Origin of the sequence: Arthrobacter sp. efr-133-TYG-104 (assembly GCF_030208915.1) — a bacterium.
GTDB lineage: Bacteria > Actinomycetota > Actinomycetes > Actinomycetales > Micrococcaceae > Arthrobacter.
Genome location: NZ_JARVTA010000013.1, coordinates 131,692 through 147,957, shown reverse-complemented (window position 1 = coordinate 147,957; position 16,266 = coordinate 131,692). Strand labels below are relative to the sequence as shown.

Here is a 16,266-nt window from a genome sequence, read left to right as displayed (position 1 = left end):
GGCAGGGAAGGGGCCCGAATCCTTGGGGATCCAGACCCCTTCCGGGTGCCGGGCAGTGTGCTTAGGCAAAAGTGCGCTGGCGTGCCTTGATTGACGCGACGTAGCGTTTGGTGTCGTCGTACATTCCGTACTTGCTCACGGAATACGCACCTTGGTAGTAGCCGGCAATCGCGGTGTCGACGTCCTTGCTGGTTGCGACCAAGGCCCGGATGATGGCCACACCGGCCGTCGCGTTGTCGTAAGGATCGAGAAGGTTGAGCTTACGTCCCACCAGATCTGAGGCCCATTGTCCGGAGGACGGGATGACCTGCATGGTGCCGATGGCGTTGGCAGGGGACACTGCCCGCTGGTCAAAGCCCGATTCCTGCTCGGCGAAGGCCAGGGCCAGCGAGGGGGTAACGCCCATGCGAACAGCGGTATCCCGCACGATGGTCTTCATCTCGGCGCGGGTAGGCACAGGGGCCGCATTGAGCAGGGCCTTGTTGGCGTTGGCGGAGCTGACAACCGCCGGCGGATAGGTGTAGCCCAGGAAGGTGCTGGGAACCAAGGGCTTGGTGTTTACTGCCGGCTGCGTGGCAGTGCCGGGAATGGTCAATTTCTGGCCAGGGTAGATGACGGTGGTGGCCGTGACATTGTTAGCGGACATCAACGCTGCCAGGGAGACGCCGTTCCGCGAAGCGATGGAGCTCAGGGTGTCGCCGGCCTTGATGGTGTAGGAACCACCCGCCGTCGTCGTGGCCGGTGCCTGCGGGGCTGCTGGAGCCGCTTGTGCGGCTGGCGCTGCTGGAGCGGAGGAGCCTGCGCTGACGATAATCTTCTGCCCCGGGTAAATGATGGAGCTTCCGTTGAGCCCGTTCCACCGGAAGACGTCGGACAGCGGGACGCCGTACTTATAGGCGATCCCGCCCAGGGTATCGCCCGAAACCACTGTGTAGGTGGCCGCTCCGGTTGCGCCGCTGCTCGGAGCTGCCGGCGCGGCGGGCTGCGCCGGCGCTGCGGGCGCGGTTCCTGTGAGCTTGATGGTCTGGCCCGGGTAGATCAGCGTTGTGGCCGTCAGGTTGTTCAGTCGCAGAACCGTGGAAGTGTCCAGGTTGAACCGTCGCGCAATGGCACTGATGGTATCGCCCCGGACGATCGTGTAGCTGCTCGGGACCGTCGGGGCCATGGGACGCAAGGCCACGGGAATAGTCGTGGCAACCTCTTGTGCCGGGATGAAGGTTCCAGAGGCAACTGCTTGCGCCTTCATGGCGGCCGCGAGGGTAGCCGGAATCTTGTTCACCTGGGGGGCAGGCATGGCCATGGACGGCTGGGCCAAGGCAAGGGAGGACAGGACAACGGCAGGGAGCGCAGCCGTTGTAGCCGCAATAACGGGCATGCTCATGGGTCTTTTTGGCGAGCGGGGCGTCGTCATGAAGGGGTTCCTCATCTCGAACAGCGGCGGGATTGTTATCGCTGTTATCAGTGTTATCAACGTTATCAGTGTTAGCAATGTTACCGATGTTACAAATGTGATCTCTGCGAATCTCTCACACTTAGGCACGCGAAACAACAATTCCGCACGTTCGGAAAGCCTCGGCTCATTCAGTGCAAAGAAAATGCTGCTTTTGTGCGCCGCATGGGCTCGCCAGCCGCCTCCGGCTAGGCGCCAGGCCGGGCGACATGGCAACCTTGGTCTGTGAGTAATGTAGAAAGCCTTGTTTCCGAATGGCTGCCACTGCCGGATGTGGCTGAGCAACTGGACGTTTCCATCACCAAAGTCCACGGACTTTTGGACGAGCGCGCCATCGTCGCCGTCAGGCTGGGGGAGCGAAAGATACGCTCCGTCCCGGCACTGTTCTTACAGGACGGACACGTTGTGGACAGCTTGAAGGGGACTATCGCGGTTCTCGGCGACGCCGGTTACACCGACGAAGAGCTGATCACGTGGCTGTTTACAGTCGACGAATCATTGCGGGGCCGGCCCATTGACGCCCTGCGCGAGGGGCGGAAAACCGAAATCAGGCGCCGCGCCCAGTCTTTGGCCTGGTAACTCTTTGGCCTGGTAGCAGAAACGAGCGACGACGGCGGCCGCGGCCGCCGTCGTCGTCACCTCTAACTGGTGGGCTACTAACTGGTGGGGCCTTAGGCGGCCCGGCTGACCGCGGCTTCGGCGAGTCCCCGCAAAGCCGTCAACGGCAATTCTTCCAGCGGGAGCCGGCCCAGCGCTTCGAAAGCCTGATCGCTCAACTCAGCAATGAGGGTCTCCGTGGCATCGAGCGCGCCGCTGTCCACAATGATGCTGCGGATCCGGGCAATGTCGTCCTCACCCAGGTCCGGGTTGCCCAGCTCGCGGTCGAGGTAGGCAGCTTGCTCCTCGGGGGCCTGGTTGAGGGCAAAGCCCACCAACACAGTACGTTTGCCCTCCCGAAGGTCGTCACCGGCCGGCTTGCCGGTGGTCTCAGGGTCGCCAAAAACGCCAAGGACGTCGTCGCGCAATTGGAAGGCTTCGCCGAGCGGCAGCGAGAATTTCGAATACCCCGCCAGCAAATCTGACGACGCCCCAGCCAGTGCACCGCCCATGGCCAGCGGATGCTCCGTGGAGTATTTTGCCGACTTGTACCGAATGATCGACTTGGCCCTGTCAACGGCGCCCCCGCGTTGACGTACCGGGCCGGCTACCTCTTCCAAGATGTCGAGATACTGCCCGGCCATGACCTCGGCCCTCATAACGTTGAAGATCGCGCGGGCGCTGGTCCCGGACCCGGCCCGCTGGCCGATGTCGGTGAAGGATTGCTCGCTGAAGGACAAGCAAAGATCCCCAGTGAGAATTGCTGCCGCGTGCCCGAACCTTTCGTTGTCCAATGCCCAGCCGCTGTCCTCGTGAAGCTGGCCGAATAGTCTATGCACGCTGGGTCCTCCCCGGCGCGTATCGGATCGGTCAATAATGTCGTCGTGGATCAAGGCAGCGGCCTGGAAGAGCTCCAAGGCACACCCCGCTGTGACGATCGACGGGTCACCGGCAGATCCGCCTGCCCCTCTCCACCCCCAGTAGCACATCAGTGCGCGCAGCCGCTTCCCGCCAGTTACCAAGGTGGAGATGGACTCGATGAGCGGTGCGGCGTCCGGGGAGATTCCGGACATCAGGTCTTGCTGTTCCCGGAGGAAGGCCGTGAGTCTTTCGGAGACCCCTGCCCTGAAGTGGTCCTGCTCGGATGAGACGAGGGGATTGAGTGTCACTTGATTGACCCGGCGGCTACGTTCGCACCAATGGTGAACGTTGAGACGCCCTCCTTCTCCCTGATCGAGACGTTGACGGTCTCATTGTCGCCGCGGATGAAGTTAATCGAGGTGACTGCTCCCACGGCCTCGGGGCCGGGGACCACCTTGAATCCCTGGGCCTCCAGGGAGGTCTTGTAGTAATCCACCACACTCTCCGGGGGCGCCTTGACCGCACCAACCAGCGCCACCGTGGCGGGGGAGTTGGTCTTATCAAAGCTACTGGAGCGGACGCTTGTGGACGGCATCACGGGAATGAGTTGCTGGGGGAACCCTGCAACCAGGGCGCCGACAGTGGCCGTGGCACTTGGCACGGGCGAACCGGACGACGACGAACCCGGCGACGCCGAGCTGCTCGGGTTTGCCGACGATGAACCCGACGTCGTGCTCTTTGGAGAAGGCGATGACGTCGTCGCGCCCGCAGAGGAGGGTGCTGCTGAACCGCTGGGCTGGGGCGTGCAGGCGGCGACTGCCACCGCGAGGCTCGCTGCGAGCAGGGCAAACCCTCGCGCTTGAGGAGTTCCGAAGAGCTTCACAGGGGGTATCCTTCCTTGGGCTTTCGCCGGATCGTGCCTCCAGTTTAGTCAGTGGCCAGGCATAGTATTGCCGGTGTGAGTCAGGAAGCATCCAGCAGCGCCCCAGGCACCGGCGTCGTGCCACCAAGCAGCGCCGGTGATGTCCTGCAAAAATGGCGGCGAACCAGCATTCTCCACGTGGATATGGATGCCTTTTTCGTTTCCGTGGAACTCCGCACCAGGCCCGAACTGATCGGCAAGCCCGTGATCGTGGGTTTCCCTGCTGAACGGTCCGTTGTCCTGTCTGCGTCCTATGAAGCCCGGGCCACAGGGGTGAAATCTGCGATGCCGATGGCGATCGCTATGCGCAGGTGTCCTTCGGCGGTCATCATTAATCCGCGCCACTCTGAGTACTACGAGGTTTCAGCTCAGCTCATGGGGATTTTTGCCTCCATCACCGATCTCGTCGAGCCACTGAGTGTTGATGAAGCGTTCCTCGACGTCGGTGGTGCTATCCGGCGCTTGGGGTCGCCCCTGGACATTGGTCACCTCATCCGCCGCCGGGTGCGTGCCGAACTGGGAATCACGGCTTCAGTAGGGATTGCCAGTACCAAGTTCGTTGCCAAGATCGCATCCACCCGCTGCAAGCCCAACGGGATTCTGCAAATTGATGCCGAAGATACCATCACTTACCTGCACAGCCTCCCGGTCAACGCTTTGTGGGGTGTTGGCGGCAAAACCGGCGAGGTCCTTGCCCGCTTGGGGATCCGTACTGTGGCGGACGTGGCGGCCACTCCCGTGGCCACGCTAAAACGCGTATTGGGGGCAAGTGGAGAGCATGTGCACAGGCTGTCCATGGGTATCGATCCGCGGCCGGTGACGCCCACGAGGCTGGAAAAGAGCATCGGGGCGGAAGAGACATTTTCCTCGGATACAGCCGATGACGCAGTGTTGCGCAGGGAACTGCTGCGGCTTTCGCACAGGACCGCCGCCCGGTTGCGGAGTTCCGGCATGGTGGCCAGGACGGTGGCTTTAAAACTTCGGTATGCGGACTTTTCAACGGTGACTCGGAGCCGGACCGTCCACGTGGCGGTCGACAGCGCTCAACTTATCTACCAAGTCGCGGTGCAACTAATGGAGTCACTGGGCACGCGGCCCATGTCTGTCCGTCTCGTGGGGATACGCGCCGAACAGCTTGAACCTGCCGGGGAGACCTCACTCCAGTTGAGCCTAGACCGCCGGGACGACAACTGGCGGGCGGCTGAGCAGGCCTTGGACAGGGTCTCTGAGCGCTTCGGATCCAAGAAACTCCTGCCAGCCAGGCTCCTCGAGCCAGGGAAACCGCCGGCCGAACAGTAGCTTTCGGCCACAGCGCCCAGGCCTTGGCGTGTCTTTCAGAACGGGGCCGGACAAACTATCCTATTTATTACAGAGATTTGATCGTCTGGACGAACTGCTTCCGGAACAGACGGCCCGGGTTCCACTGAAACCGTGCGGGTTTTTGGGGAACAAATCCGAAGGACCGATCGTTTTGGTTACAGATGCACAGGACGCGTTATGTCCAGACGCTGGCTGACTAAAGGAGGTCGCGATGCCCCTCTCGGAGCACGAACAGAAGCTGCTTGAGCAATTGGAGAAGCAACTTCACGAGGACGACCCAAAGTTTGCCAACACCATGGGATCGGACCCCATTCGGAGTTGGTCCACCAGACACGTCATCATAGGAATCCTCGGCGCCATCGCGGGCATCCTGTTGTTGCTTTTCGGAGTAACCGTCCAGGCGATCCCGGTGGGAGTTCTGGGATTCGTTGTGATGGGCGCAGGGGTCTATTTCGCAACGCTTCGAGGGTCAGCCTTCAGTAAGGGACGCAAGGCCAAATCCGGAAAGGCCAAGTCCAAGAGCTCGTTCATGAGCAGCTTGGAAGAACGCTGGGACGAACGTCGCCGGGACGAGAACTAAGTCCTTCCCGGGGCCGGACCTTTATTCCGATAGATTGCGGTGTTCCGGAAAACCGCGGCTCGTAGGTAGCCCGTTCCTCCCGGTGGCAGCGCTCCTCAGGAACCGCCCTCGCCAGGCTTGAGCGTCAGACTTGGAACACGCAGTGACCATCAAGACAACCATCAAGACCCGCCTTGGCGGGTCTTTTCGGGTTTAAAGGGCACGCGGCGCCTTGACCCACACGGACCAGCTCCCTGGATCGGGCCCGGGCCATCGCATCTGGTGATTTCCCTCCACTTTCCACCCCGCACCGGTGATTCGGGGCTGTTCGGGACTATTCCGCGCCAAATCGAAGCACCTGAAAACTCAAAGTGGTGGAGAAACGGCCCGCTATGCGTTGACTGTGGGGTGTTGTGGAGTAAAGTGGAGCGCATAAGAGGGTAGTGGCAGCGTTGGGTATGTGAGGCACCTTTACTGAGGGGCGGTGGGCAGGTGTTTCTTGGCACTCACTCTCCGCGTCTGGACGAAAAGGGGCGGATCATCCTGCCAGCCAAATTCCGTGAGGAACTCGCGGAAGGCCTGGTGCTTACAAGGGGCCAGGAACGCTGTATCTACGTCTTCAGCCAGAAAGAATTCGAACGTATTCACGAGTCCATGCGGGAGACTCCACTTTCCTCCAAGCAGGCTCGGGATTACATGCGAGTCTTCCTGTCTGGGGCCTCTGATGAGGTACCTGACAAGCAAGGGCGCGTGACGATTCCGCCAGCGCTCCGTTCGTATGCAGGGCTCGGCAGGGAACTGGCAGTTATTGGTGCCGGAACCCGTGCGGAGATCTGGGACGCCGAGGCTTGGGATACGTACCTCAGCGAGAAGGAAGCAGCCTTCTCGGAAACGGATGACGACAATCTGCCCGGTTTCATCTAACCGGTCAGTGGGGCAGCAGCCCCGGTTCTTGGATGGGATCTCCAGCCGCCCATTGAACTGTCTTCCTGGCTCAACTTCCCCTGAGCCAGGCCGGCGGTCCGATAGGCGCGGATGGGGATCCGATCCAAGGAACAGCGTGAAGAAACTGAGGAAAGAGGAGGCAGTGTGGAAGAGCAGGACGCGGCAAAGCCCACATCCGAGCGCCACGTACCCGTCCTGAAGGACCGCTGCACCAACCTCCTCGCGCCAGGTTTCGAGGCTGCTCGCAGCCGCGGTGAAACTCCCGTGGCAATCGACGCCACGCTCGGCATGGGCGGGCACTCGGAGGCGATGCTGCAGCGTTTTCCGGACCTGCATCTGGTGGGCATAGACCGGGACGAGGAAGCCCTTGCCTTGGCTGGCGCCCGACTCGAGGCCTTCTCCAGCAGGACTGATTTGGTCCACGCGGTGTATGACGAAATTGAGGACGTCCTGGCGGACCTCGGTATCCGTGAAGTCCATGGAATCCTCATGGACTTGGGGGTCTCCTCGCTGCAGCTGGACGAACGCGAGCGGGGATTTGCATATTCCTATGACGCTCCGCTGGACATGCGCATGGACACTAGCCGGGGTCAAACAGCTGCAGATGTGGTCAACAACTACAGCGAAGACGAACTGGTACGGATCATCCGGAAATGGGGCGAGGAGAAGTTCGCTGGGCGCATTGCCAATCGTATTGTCAGCGCCCGTGCCCAAAAGCCTTTCGCCACCACCGGTGAACTCGTGGAACAGATTCGGAGCGTCGTTCCCGCCGCCGCGGCAAAGAGCGGGGGACACCCGGCAAAACGCACTTTCCAAGCCCTCAGGATCGAAGTCAATGAAGAGCTTGAGGTCTTGGAGCGTGCAGTTCCTGCAGCGGTAGCTTCCACTGCATTGGGCGGCCGGGTGGTGGTGATGTCGTATCACTCGCTTGAGGACAAGATCGTGAAGTCGGTTTTCCAGTCCGGCTCCAAATCCTCGGCACCGCTCGGATTCCCGGTGGAACTCGAGGAGCACAAGGCCGAGTTGAAGACCATCACGAAGGGCACCGAAGTCCCTACAGCAGCAGAAATTGCTGAAAATCCCCGCGCGGCGTCAGCCCGATTGAGGGCCGTGGAGCGCATCAAACCAAGGAGACAAGCATGAGCAACGCCGCAGCGACCACACGGCCCTCCGCAGTGGGGCACTCTGTTGTAGGCAATACTGCCAGGAAGCTCCCGCTCCCGGGCGGGAAGCCCGACGTCGACCGTAAGGCCCGCACGCCCCTCTCCTTGGTGCGCAGTGTCCCGGTCCGCCGTCGGACGCCGTTTGTTGTCCTATGCTTCGCCGCGATGGCTGCCGCCCTGCTCACGGTGCTCGTCTTGAACATCTCCGTGTCTACAGCCCAGTACCAACTGGTCCAGCTCAAGGCACAGGCTGCGACCCTGGACAAAGAAAACCAGGATCTGACACAGCAGAAGCAAAGCTTCGAAGCTCCCCAGAATCTGGCGGCCAAGGCTGCAGAATTGGGAATGGTAGCTTCCACGGTCAAAGGTCAGATTGATGTGAATACGATGACGGTGACCGGCAAGGCAGTTCCTGCGGTCAAGGGAGACGCTCCGGGAGCCGTTATCGCTCCTCCTGCACTCTCAGGACAAGCGCCGTCGGCGGCCGCCAAGGATGCCACGGCAGCTGCCTCGACGGCAACGACGTCGAAACCTTCAGCGGCCGCGACGCCGGCACCTGCAACCTCGCCGGCTGCGACACCCAGCCCCGCACCGACGGCATCCGTGCCTGCCGCCGCGCCTCCGGTCGACCTCAACGGGGGATCCGTCCCGGCGCCTTTGCAGAAGGTACCGGGGCAGTAGCCAACCCATCCACTGAAGCAAGTCCAGCAGCAAGGAAATAACGTGGCGCAGAACCCCGGCAAATCGAACATGACGAAGGTGCCGGTAGCCAGGAAACGGCTGCGGCTTGGTCTCGGCATCATGTTGACGCTACTGCTTGTGGTGGGCGGCAAGCTCTTCATGGTGCAAGGGCTCGATGTCGGCGGCATGGCCGAAGCCGCGCTGGCGAAACGCCTGACGCCCATGGTTCTGCCCGCTCAGCGGGGAAAGATCCTCGACGCCAATGGCACCGTCCTAGCCAGCAGCATCATCGCTTACAACATCGTGGTGGATCAGACGGTCAATACAAATACCGCAACGTTCCACCGGTACGACGACGCCACCGGAAAGCTTAATGAGATCTCGCGGGACCAAGGCATCACGGAACTTGCCGGGCTCCTGGGCACAGACGTGAATCAAGTGCGGGCGTCCCTGACCGGCGACAAGAAGTACTTTGTTGTGGCCAAAGACATCAAGCCGGAGCTTGAGGACCGAATATCCAAGCTCTACATTCCCGGCCTTAGCTCCGAGGGAGTCAGCAAACGCGTGTATCCCAACGGGAGCGTAGCCGGAGGGGTGATCGGCTTCCTGCAGGACGGCACCACGGGCCAGGCGGGCATCGAACAAACGCAGGACCAGATCCTCCGCGGAACGGCCGGAAAGCGTGTGTTCGAGATTGGTGCCGATGGCCTGAGGATTCCAGTGGCGACCGATGAGTTGACCCCCGCCGTGGACGGCAGCGACGTCAAGTTGACCCTCAACACCGACATCCAGTACTTCGCGCAGCAGGCCATTCAAAGCCAGGTCAATAAGCTCAACGCCGAGTGGGGCTCAATCGTGGTGATGGACACCAAGACCGGCAACCTGGTTGCCATGGCGGATACCAATGCACCTGACCCCAATGACCCGGGGAAAGTCGACGCCAAGGACCGTGGTGTCCGCTCCGTGACGGCGGCGTACGAACCGGGCTCGGTGGAGAAGATGATTACGGCTGCGGCCGTTATCCAAGAAGGCAAGTCGAGCCCACTGGACCACTTCACCGTTCCGCCAGCACTGACCATCGATGGCCAGACCTTTACTGACGCTTTTGTGCACGGCACCGAGGAGCGTACGTTGGCGGGCATCGTGGGTTGGTCCATGAACACTGGAACGGTGATGGCAGGCAGCAGGCTTACCAAGGAACAGCGCTACAACTGGTTGAAGAACTTCGGCATTGGCGAACAGCCTGACATCGGCCTGCCGGGTGAAGCTACGGGAATCCTGGCCACGCCGGACAAGTGGGATGACCGCCAGCAGTACACGGTGCTGTTCGGCCAGGGAGTATCGCAGTCCACGCTTCAAACCGTCCGCGCCTATCAGAGTATTGCCAACGACGGAATCATGCTCCAGCCCCGGCTGATTGACTCCTACATCAACCCCAAGGGCGAAGAGCAAAAAGTGCCTGCAAAGGACTCCCGTCAGGTGGTGTCGAAGGAAACTGCCCAGCAGGTACGCGACATCCTGGAGAGCGCGGTGACCGAAGGCGAAATCAAGGACGCAGGCATCGATGGCTATCGGGTGGGCGCGAAGACCGGAACCTCCGAGGCGCCGCGGGAGGATGGACTTCCTGGATTCGACGGCTACACCGCCTCCATGGTTGGCATGGCTCCCATGGATAACCCGCGTTTCATCGTGCAGGTGGTGGTGCAGCGGCCCAAGGGGAACATCTATGGAATCACCAACGGTCCGGTTTTCCGGTCCGTGATGTCGCAGGTCCTCAGGGCCTATAACGTGCCGCCCTCCACGGGAACCGCCGCGCACCTACCGCAATTCGTCAAGTAAGCTTTTTGGGCGTCTGTTTCGGCGAAACCAAGATCTACCCATACCGGCCCAGGACGACGCAAGCCCCGGCCGGGTCGTTCCACGAGCACCAACGGAGAACCACGTGTCAGAGCACCATGAGGCAGTTTCCCATGCCGCGCAGCCAGAGGCAGTGCGTTCCGGCTTCCGGCCTGAGTCCGTGGCGGCCGTGCCTTTGGCCAGCATCGCCAAAGCTTTAGGAATATCCCTGCCCAGGGATGAGCATGCGACGGGGGTCACCGGAATTACGCTCAATTCCAAAGCAGTGGAACCGGGTGATCTCTACGTCGCTTTGCCAGGGTCTTCCCGCCACGGAGCAGATTTTGTGCCCCAGGCTGTGGACGCCGGAGCCGTCGCCATCGTGACGGACGACGCCGGTGCCCGCCAGCTTGCCCTGGCTGGCGACCAGGCTGTCCCGGTGCTGATCGTGGAGAACCCTCGAGCCGTCGTCGGGCGTTTGGCCTCCCTGATTTACCGAAGCCAGCCAGCCGTCGGCGGTTCGCCCTCCCTGTACGGCGTCACCGGAACCAACGGCAAGACCACCACTACCTACTTCGTTAACTCGTTGCTGCGGGCTTTGGGCAAGAAACCCGGGCTGATTGGAACCATCGAGATCCTGGCTGGCGGTGAGCCGATCCCGAGCGTGCTCACCACGCCGGAGTCGACTGATGTCCATGCACTGCTGGCCCTCATGCGGGAGCGTGGGCTGGATGCGGCGTCCATGGAAGTTTCCTCCCACGCACTTTCCTACCACCGTGTGGACGGGGTGATGTTCGACGTCGTGGGGTTCACCAACCTCACGCAGGACCATCTGGATCTGCACGGCAGCATGGAGGAGTACTTCCAGACCAAGGCGGAGCTCTTCACCTCAGGAAGGGCGCGCCGCGCCGTTGTCACGGTGGATGACGAGTGGGGTCGGCGTCTTGCCGAGCAGGCCGATATCCCTGTCACGACACTGTCCACCACTGCGCCGTCCAGCACCACGCCGTCCACTGCCGACTGGGAGGTGGCCTCGACGTCACCGCGTGGGCTCGGTACCGAATTTGAGTTGAAGCACAGGGACGGGCGTAGCCTCCGTGTCCATACCGGCCTCCCCGGGGACTTCAATGTGGCCAATGCGGCGCTGGCCGTCGTCATGCTCTTGACGTCCGGCGTGGACCCGGAGGCGGTACAAGAGGCATTGGACACCAAGGACCCATTGACGGTGGCTGTTCCCGGACGTATGCAATTGATCTCCACCGAACCTGCCGCGGTTGTTGATTTTGCCCACAATCCGGATGCCTTGGCACGCGCACTGGAGGCAGTCCGTTCACCCCAAGAGGGGTCCCGCGTGATTGTCGTCTTTGGCGCCACGGGGCAGCGCGACCAAAGCAAGCGTCCCACCATGGGCGCGATCGCTGCCCGCTTGGCTGATGTGGTGATCGTCAGCGATGACGATCCCCACGACGAGGACGCGGCCGCTATCCGTGCTGACGTCCTGCGAGGGGCACAGGCGGCTCGGGAGAGCGAAAACCTCCCCAGCGACATCATTGAGTCGCATCCAAGGGACGTGGCCATCAGGCTGGCGGTGGACCTGGCCACCCCGAAGGACACCATCCTCGTTGCGGGCCGGGGCCACGAGGTGTGGCAAGAGGTCCAAGGGGTGAACCTGGCGCTCGACGACAGGGTGGAGTTGCGTGCGGCCTTGACATCCAAGGGATTCAGCGTTTCAACGGACCAGCGGATAGAGTCCTAAACCGAGATGATTTCATTGACTGCGGCGGAGATCGCCGACCTTACCCATGGCCGACTGACCGTACAAACGGACGTCGTGCCCAGCTCTGTCGTCACTGATTCGCGGGAAGTTTCCCCCGGTTCGCTGTACGTCGCCAAGCGCGGCGAGCACGCTGACGGCCACGACTTCGTAGCTGCCGCGTTCGAACGCGGCGCCGTGCTTGTCCTGGCTGAACGCGAAGTGGCCGATGCGGATGGAAACCCGTACCCCGCCGTCGTCGTGAAAGACGCCGTGCTGGCGATGGGCGCCTTGGCAGCGGAATGCGTTCGGCGCATCCGTTCAGGCCGTGAGCAGCGCGGTGAGGACTTCACGGTGGTCGGTATCACCGGCTCCGCCGGCAAGACAACCACCAAGGACCTCCTGGCCGGAATCTTCTCCGCCGCCGGGAACACCATTGCCCCCCAAGGCTCCTACAACGGCGAGGTCGGCGTCCCGCTCACTGTTTTTTCCGCCGACGAGGACACACGTTTCCTGGTCATCGAGATGGGTGCCACCGGGATCGGCCACATCAAGTACCTCGCGGACCTGGTCAAGCCGGACATCGGGGTGGTCCTGATGGTGGGTACCGCCCATGCCGGCGAGTTTGGCGGCGTGGAGAACATTGCCAAAACCAAGGGAGAGCTCGTCGAGGCCCTCGATGAGCAAGGCACGGCCGTGATCAATCTTGACGACGGACGCGTGGCTGCCATGCGCACCCGCACCAAGGCCAAGGTCCTTGGTTTCACCGCTGCCCCAGCCACCACCGAAGAGGTGGAGGCACGCAACGTCGTCGTGACCGATGAGGGACACCCCACCTTCGATCTCGTATTGCCCGACGGCGGTCCGTCCGTTCGCGTGCGCAGTCGCCTGATCGGTGGTCACCACGTCACCAACCTCTTGGCCGCAGCTGCCGCCGCGTTCGCAGCAGGCATACCGGCCGAAGACATTGCAGTGGCATTGAGCTCCCAGTCGGCGGCCAGCCGCTGGCGGATGGAGCGCATTGAGCGCGAAGACGGTGTGACCATCATCAACGATGCGTTCAATGCCAACCCCGAATCCATGCGGGCCGCGCTGCGGACACTTGCCGATCTTGGCCAGGGAAGACGCACCTGGGCTGTCCTCGGCGCCATGCTGGAACTCGGCGAAGACTCGATCCGCGAGCACACCGCCGTGGGTACCCAGGTTGTCCGGCTGAACATTTCCAGGCTCGTGGTGGTGGGCCGCGAAGCCCGTGCACTCTATGTATCAGCCATCCAGGAGGGCTCCTGGGGTGACGAGTGTTCCTTCACCGAGACCGTGGATGAAGCCTATGAGCTGCTGCAGAACGAGCTCCGGCCGGGTGACCTTGTTTTGTTCAAGTCCTCCAAAGCAGTGGGGCTGCGGCATTTGGGTGATCGGATAGCATTACCCCCACGGGCTGGCTCCGCAGGGGACAGTGCGGCAGGAGATGCCGCAAACGAAGGGAACGATCTGCAGTGATTGCACTTTTGATCGGCGCAGGCGTCGCCCTTCTGGTGGCCTTGACAGGCACCCCGCTATTTATCAAGTTCCTCGTTGCCAAGAGCTATGGGCAATTCATCCGGGATGACGGGCCCACCTCCCATCACACGAAGCGAGGTACGCCCACCATGGGCGGCGCTGTTGTGGTCGTGGCGGTCCTCCTCAGCTATTTCCTGACGCACCTGGTGATGTGGTTGTTGAATCCGCATTCGCCCGGTCCCTCGGCTTCAGGACTCCTGTTGCTCTTCCTCATGGTCGGCATGGGTTTTGTTGGGTTCCTGGACGATTTCATCAAGATTTCGAACAAGCGAAGCCTCGGCCTGAACGCCCGTGCGAAGCTGATCCTGCAGGCCGCCGTCGGCATCATTTTTGCCGTGCTGGTCCTACAGTTCCCTAACAACGACGGCTTGCGTCCTGCGTCCACGCAAATCTCGCTGGTTCGAGACATTCCTTGGCTCAATCTTGCCTTTGGCGGCACGGTCCTGGGCGCAATTCTCTTCATCGTTTGGTCCAACCTGATCATCACGGCGGCCACCAATGGCGTTAATCTCACAGACGGCTTGGACGGCTTGGCCGCAGGTGCGTCTGTCATGGTCTTCGGTGCCTACACCCTCATGGGAATCTGGCAGAACAACCAGGCCTGCGGCTCTCCCCGGGAAGCAGGCAGCGGGTGTTACCAGGTGCGCGATCCTCTGGACTTGGCACTCCTGGCAGCAATCCTGAGTGCTGCCTTGGTGGGTTTCCTGTGGTGGAACACTTCACCGGCGAAGATCTTCATGGGGGACACGGGGTCCTTGGCCATCGGCGGTGCCGTGGCAGGATTTGCCATCCTTTCCCGGACGGAACTGCTCCTTGCTTTCATCGGCGGTCTTTTTGTCCTGATCACCCTGTCAGTCATCATCCAGGTGGGCTTTTTCAAACTCAGCGGCGGCAAACGTGTTTTCAAGATGGCGCCGCTGCAACATCACTTCGAACTAAAAGGCTGGGCCGAGGTCACGGTGGTGGTCCGCTTCTGGATTCTGGCGGGACTGTTCGTGGCTGCGGGCCTGGGAATCTTCTACGCTGAATGGGTGGTCTTGCTGTGAACGGGAGTCCCGGGAACGATCCACAAGCCGGTGACCGGCTCAAGGACCTGAACAGTTGGGACTCCGACTGGAGCGGATTGCGTGTTGTAGTCACCGGGATCGGGGTCTCCGGCTTCGCTGCCGCGGACACTTTGATCGAACTCGGCGCCAAAGTGGTGGTTGTCGATGCTGCGACCACTTCCAAGGCCCAAGCCCAGGCAGACACACTGAAAATCGTGGGCGCCGTGGATGTTCTCCTCGGGGCGGAAGCCGTTGAAGCCTTGCCCCTCATTGAAGGAAGCCTCCCCGAATTGGTGGTGACCTCGCCTGGGTGGCGCCCGGACCAAGCGCTGTTGGCCGCGGCGAAACGCAAGCACATCCCGGTGTGGGGCGACGTCGAATTGGCGTGGCGACTCAGGGTAAGGGCAGGTCGCAAGACTGCCGACTGGCTGGCGATCACCGGCACCAATGGCAAGACCACTACGGTTGGAATGACCGAGTCCATGTTGCAGGCCGCGGGCCTGAAGGCAATCGCCGTCGGGAACGTCGGCACACCAATCCTGGACGCCCTGCGCGACCCCGTGGACTACGATGCTTTCGCCGTCGAACTTTCCAGCTTCCAGTTGCACTGGAGCCACTCGTTGTCGCCCGTTGCCAGCGTGTGCCTCAATGTCGCAGAGGACCACGTGGACTGGCATGGGTCCTATGCCTCGTACCTAGCCGATAAGGCCAAGGTGTACCAAAACACCCAGCGGGCGGCAATTTACAACGCGGAACAGATCGAAACCGAACGCATGGTGGAGAACGCGGACGTCGTCGAAGGTTGCCGGGCCATAGGTTTCACCACCAACACACCGGCGATCAGCATGGTGGGAGTGGTGGATGGTTTGCTCGTTGACCGTGCATTCATTGCAGAGCGCAAGGACTCTGCAGCCGAGCTCGCTTCCATGACCGATCTTGGACCTGTGGCTCCGCGTCACATGGTCGCCAACGCCTTGGCTGCTGCCGCTTTGGTCCGGGCCTATGGTGTTGAGCCATCGGCGGTGAAGCAGGGCCTGGCCAATTACCTTCCGGGCGCACACCGCATCCAGTTGGTGGCCAAGCATGGGGACATCCTGTGGGTCAATGACTCCAAGGCGACCAACCCGCATGCTGCGTCCGCAGCTCTTTCCGCCTTCCAGCACGTGATCTGGATTGCCGGCGGCCTGTCCAAAGGTGTCCATTACGACGACCTCGTGAAGGAACATGCGCCCCGCCTGAAAGCTGTTGTCCTCATCGGCACGGACACCGCCGATTTGGAGTCGGCCCTCCAACGACACGCACCCAATGTCCCCGTGATCGCCCAAGCGAAGGGTGACACTGAAGAAGTGGACAACGCAGCCGCTGATGTCGCTTCGCCGCTTTCCGGTGAGGCCGTCATGGCGCAAGCAGTGGTATCGGCTGCCCGGCTGGCATCGGGCGGGGACACCGTGCTCATGGCCCCGGCTGCGGCATCCATGGATCAGTTCTCTTCCTACGCTCACCGTGGCGACGCTTTCGTCCAGGCGGTACGCGAGCTTGTGGAAGGGCAGGCACAGACCGCCAAGGAGTAGCA

General features: G+C 61.7%; 14 protein-coding genes. 11 read left to right on the top strand and 3 right to left on the bottom strand.

Annotated features, from left to right (window positions below; translation table 11 throughout):
• Nucleotides 1-61: 61 nt before the first annotated feature.
• Nucleotides 62-1,411 (bottom strand): LysM peptidoglycan-binding domain-containing protein, encoded by a 1,350-nt coding sequence (locus QRN04_RS11350; protein WP_284976133.1) that lies wholly within the window; start codon nt 1,409-1,411, stop codon nt 62-64.
• A gap of 264 nt (nt 1,412-1,675) precedes the next feature.
• Between QRN04_RS11350 and QRN04_RS11345 the strand changes: the two genes are divergently transcribed.
• Nucleotides 1,676-2,029: an Rv2175c family DNA-binding protein gene (locus tag QRN04_RS11345; RefSeq protein ID WP_284976132.1), complete on the top strand. Its 354-nt coding sequence runs from the start codon at nt 1,676-1,678 to the stop codon at nt 2,027-2,029.
• Nucleotides 2,030-2,121: 92 nt separating this feature from the next.
• Here QRN04_RS11345 and QRN04_RS11340 read toward each other — a convergent pair whose 3' ends face one another.
• Nucleotides 2,122-3,216, bottom strand: coding sequence for a polyprenyl synthetase family protein (locus tag QRN04_RS11340; RefSeq protein ID WP_284976131.1), 1,095 nt, complete (start codon nt 3,214-3,216; stop codon nt 2,122-2,124).
• A complete protein-coding gene (locus QRN04_RS18220) occupies nt 3,213-3,791 on the bottom strand; it encodes a hypothetical protein (RefSeq protein WP_284976130.1) in 579 nt (192 codons plus the stop codon). The genes QRN04_RS11340 and QRN04_RS18220 overlap by 4 nt, the downstream gene beginning before the upstream one ends.
• A 117-nt stretch (nt 3,792-3,908) precedes the next feature.
• Here QRN04_RS18220 and dinB point away from each other — a divergent pair, with 117 nt between their 5' ends.
• The 10 genes from dinB (at nt 3,909) to murD (ending at nt 16,264) form a co-directional block, all read left to right on the top strand.
• Nucleotides 3,909-5,129, top strand: coding sequence for a DNA polymerase IV (gene dinB / locus QRN04_RS11330; RefSeq protein ID WP_350224938.1), 1,221 nt, complete (start codon nt 3,909-3,911; stop codon nt 5,127-5,129).
• A gap of 232 nt (nt 5,130-5,361) precedes the next feature.
• The gene (locus QRN04_RS11325) at nt 5,362-5,730 is read left to right on the top strand and encodes an SCO2097 family morphological protein (protein WP_284976129.1); all 369 of its coding nucleotides are present in this window, start codon (nt 5,362-5,364) and stop codon (nt 5,728-5,730) included.
• A 471-nt stretch (nt 5,731-6,201) separates the two neighbouring features.
• Nucleotides 6,202-6,633, top strand: coding sequence for a division/cell wall cluster transcriptional repressor MraZ (gene mraZ / locus QRN04_RS11320; protein ID WP_284976128.1), 432 nt, complete (start codon nt 6,202-6,204; stop codon nt 6,631-6,633).
• A 165-nt stretch (nt 6,634-6,798) separates the two neighbouring features.
• A complete protein-coding gene (gene rsmH / locus QRN04_RS11315; RefSeq protein WP_284976127.1) occupies nt 6,799-7,797 on the top strand; it encodes a 16S rRNA (cytosine(1402)-N(4))-methyltransferase RsmH in 999 nt (332 codons plus the stop codon).
• Nucleotides 7,794-8,498 (top strand): cell division protein FtsL, encoded by a 705-nt coding sequence (ftsL, locus tag QRN04_RS11310; protein WP_284976126.1) that lies wholly within the window; start codon nt 7,794-7,796, stop codon nt 8,496-8,498. The genes rsmH and ftsL overlap by 4 nt, the downstream gene beginning before the upstream one ends.
• 42 nt (nt 8,499-8,540) lie before the next feature.
• On the top strand, nt 8,541-10,337 hold the full coding sequence (locus tag QRN04_RS11305; protein ID WP_284976125.1) for a peptidoglycan D,D-transpeptidase FtsI family protein: 1,797 nt from the start codon (nt 8,541-8,543) through the stop codon (nt 10,335-10,337).
• Nucleotides 10,338-10,440: 103 nt separating this feature from the next.
• Nucleotides 10,441-12,090 carry a UDP-N-acetylmuramoyl-L-alanyl-D-glutamate--2,6-diaminopimelate ligase gene (locus tag QRN04_RS11300; RefSeq protein WP_284976124.1) on the top strand — a complete coding sequence of 550 codons (1,650 nt, stop codon included), beginning with the start codon at nt 10,441-10,443 and terminating at the stop codon, nt 12,088-12,090.
• Between the two features lie 6 nt (nt 12,091-12,096).
• Nucleotides 12,097-13,587, top strand: a complete 1,491-nt coding sequence (locus QRN04_RS11295) for a UDP-N-acetylmuramoyl-tripeptide--D-alanyl-D-alanine ligase (protein ID WP_284976123.1) — start codon at nt 12,097-12,099, stop codon at nt 13,585-13,587.
• Complete coding sequence (mraY, locus tag QRN04_RS11290; RefSeq protein ID WP_284976122.1) at nt 13,584-14,693, top strand: phospho-N-acetylmuramoyl-pentapeptide-transferase; 1,110 nt, start codon at nt 13,584-13,586, stop codon at nt 14,691-14,693. The genes QRN04_RS11295 and mraY overlap by 4 nt, the downstream gene beginning before the upstream one ends.
• A complete protein-coding gene (gene murD, locus QRN04_RS11285; RefSeq protein ID WP_284976121.1) occupies nt 14,675-16,264 on the top strand; it encodes a UDP-N-acetylmuramoyl-L-alanine--D-glutamate ligase in 1,590 nt (529 codons plus the stop codon). Before mraY ends, murD begins: the two co-directional genes overlap by 19 nt.
• Nucleotides 16,265-16,266: the final 2 nt, after the last annotated feature.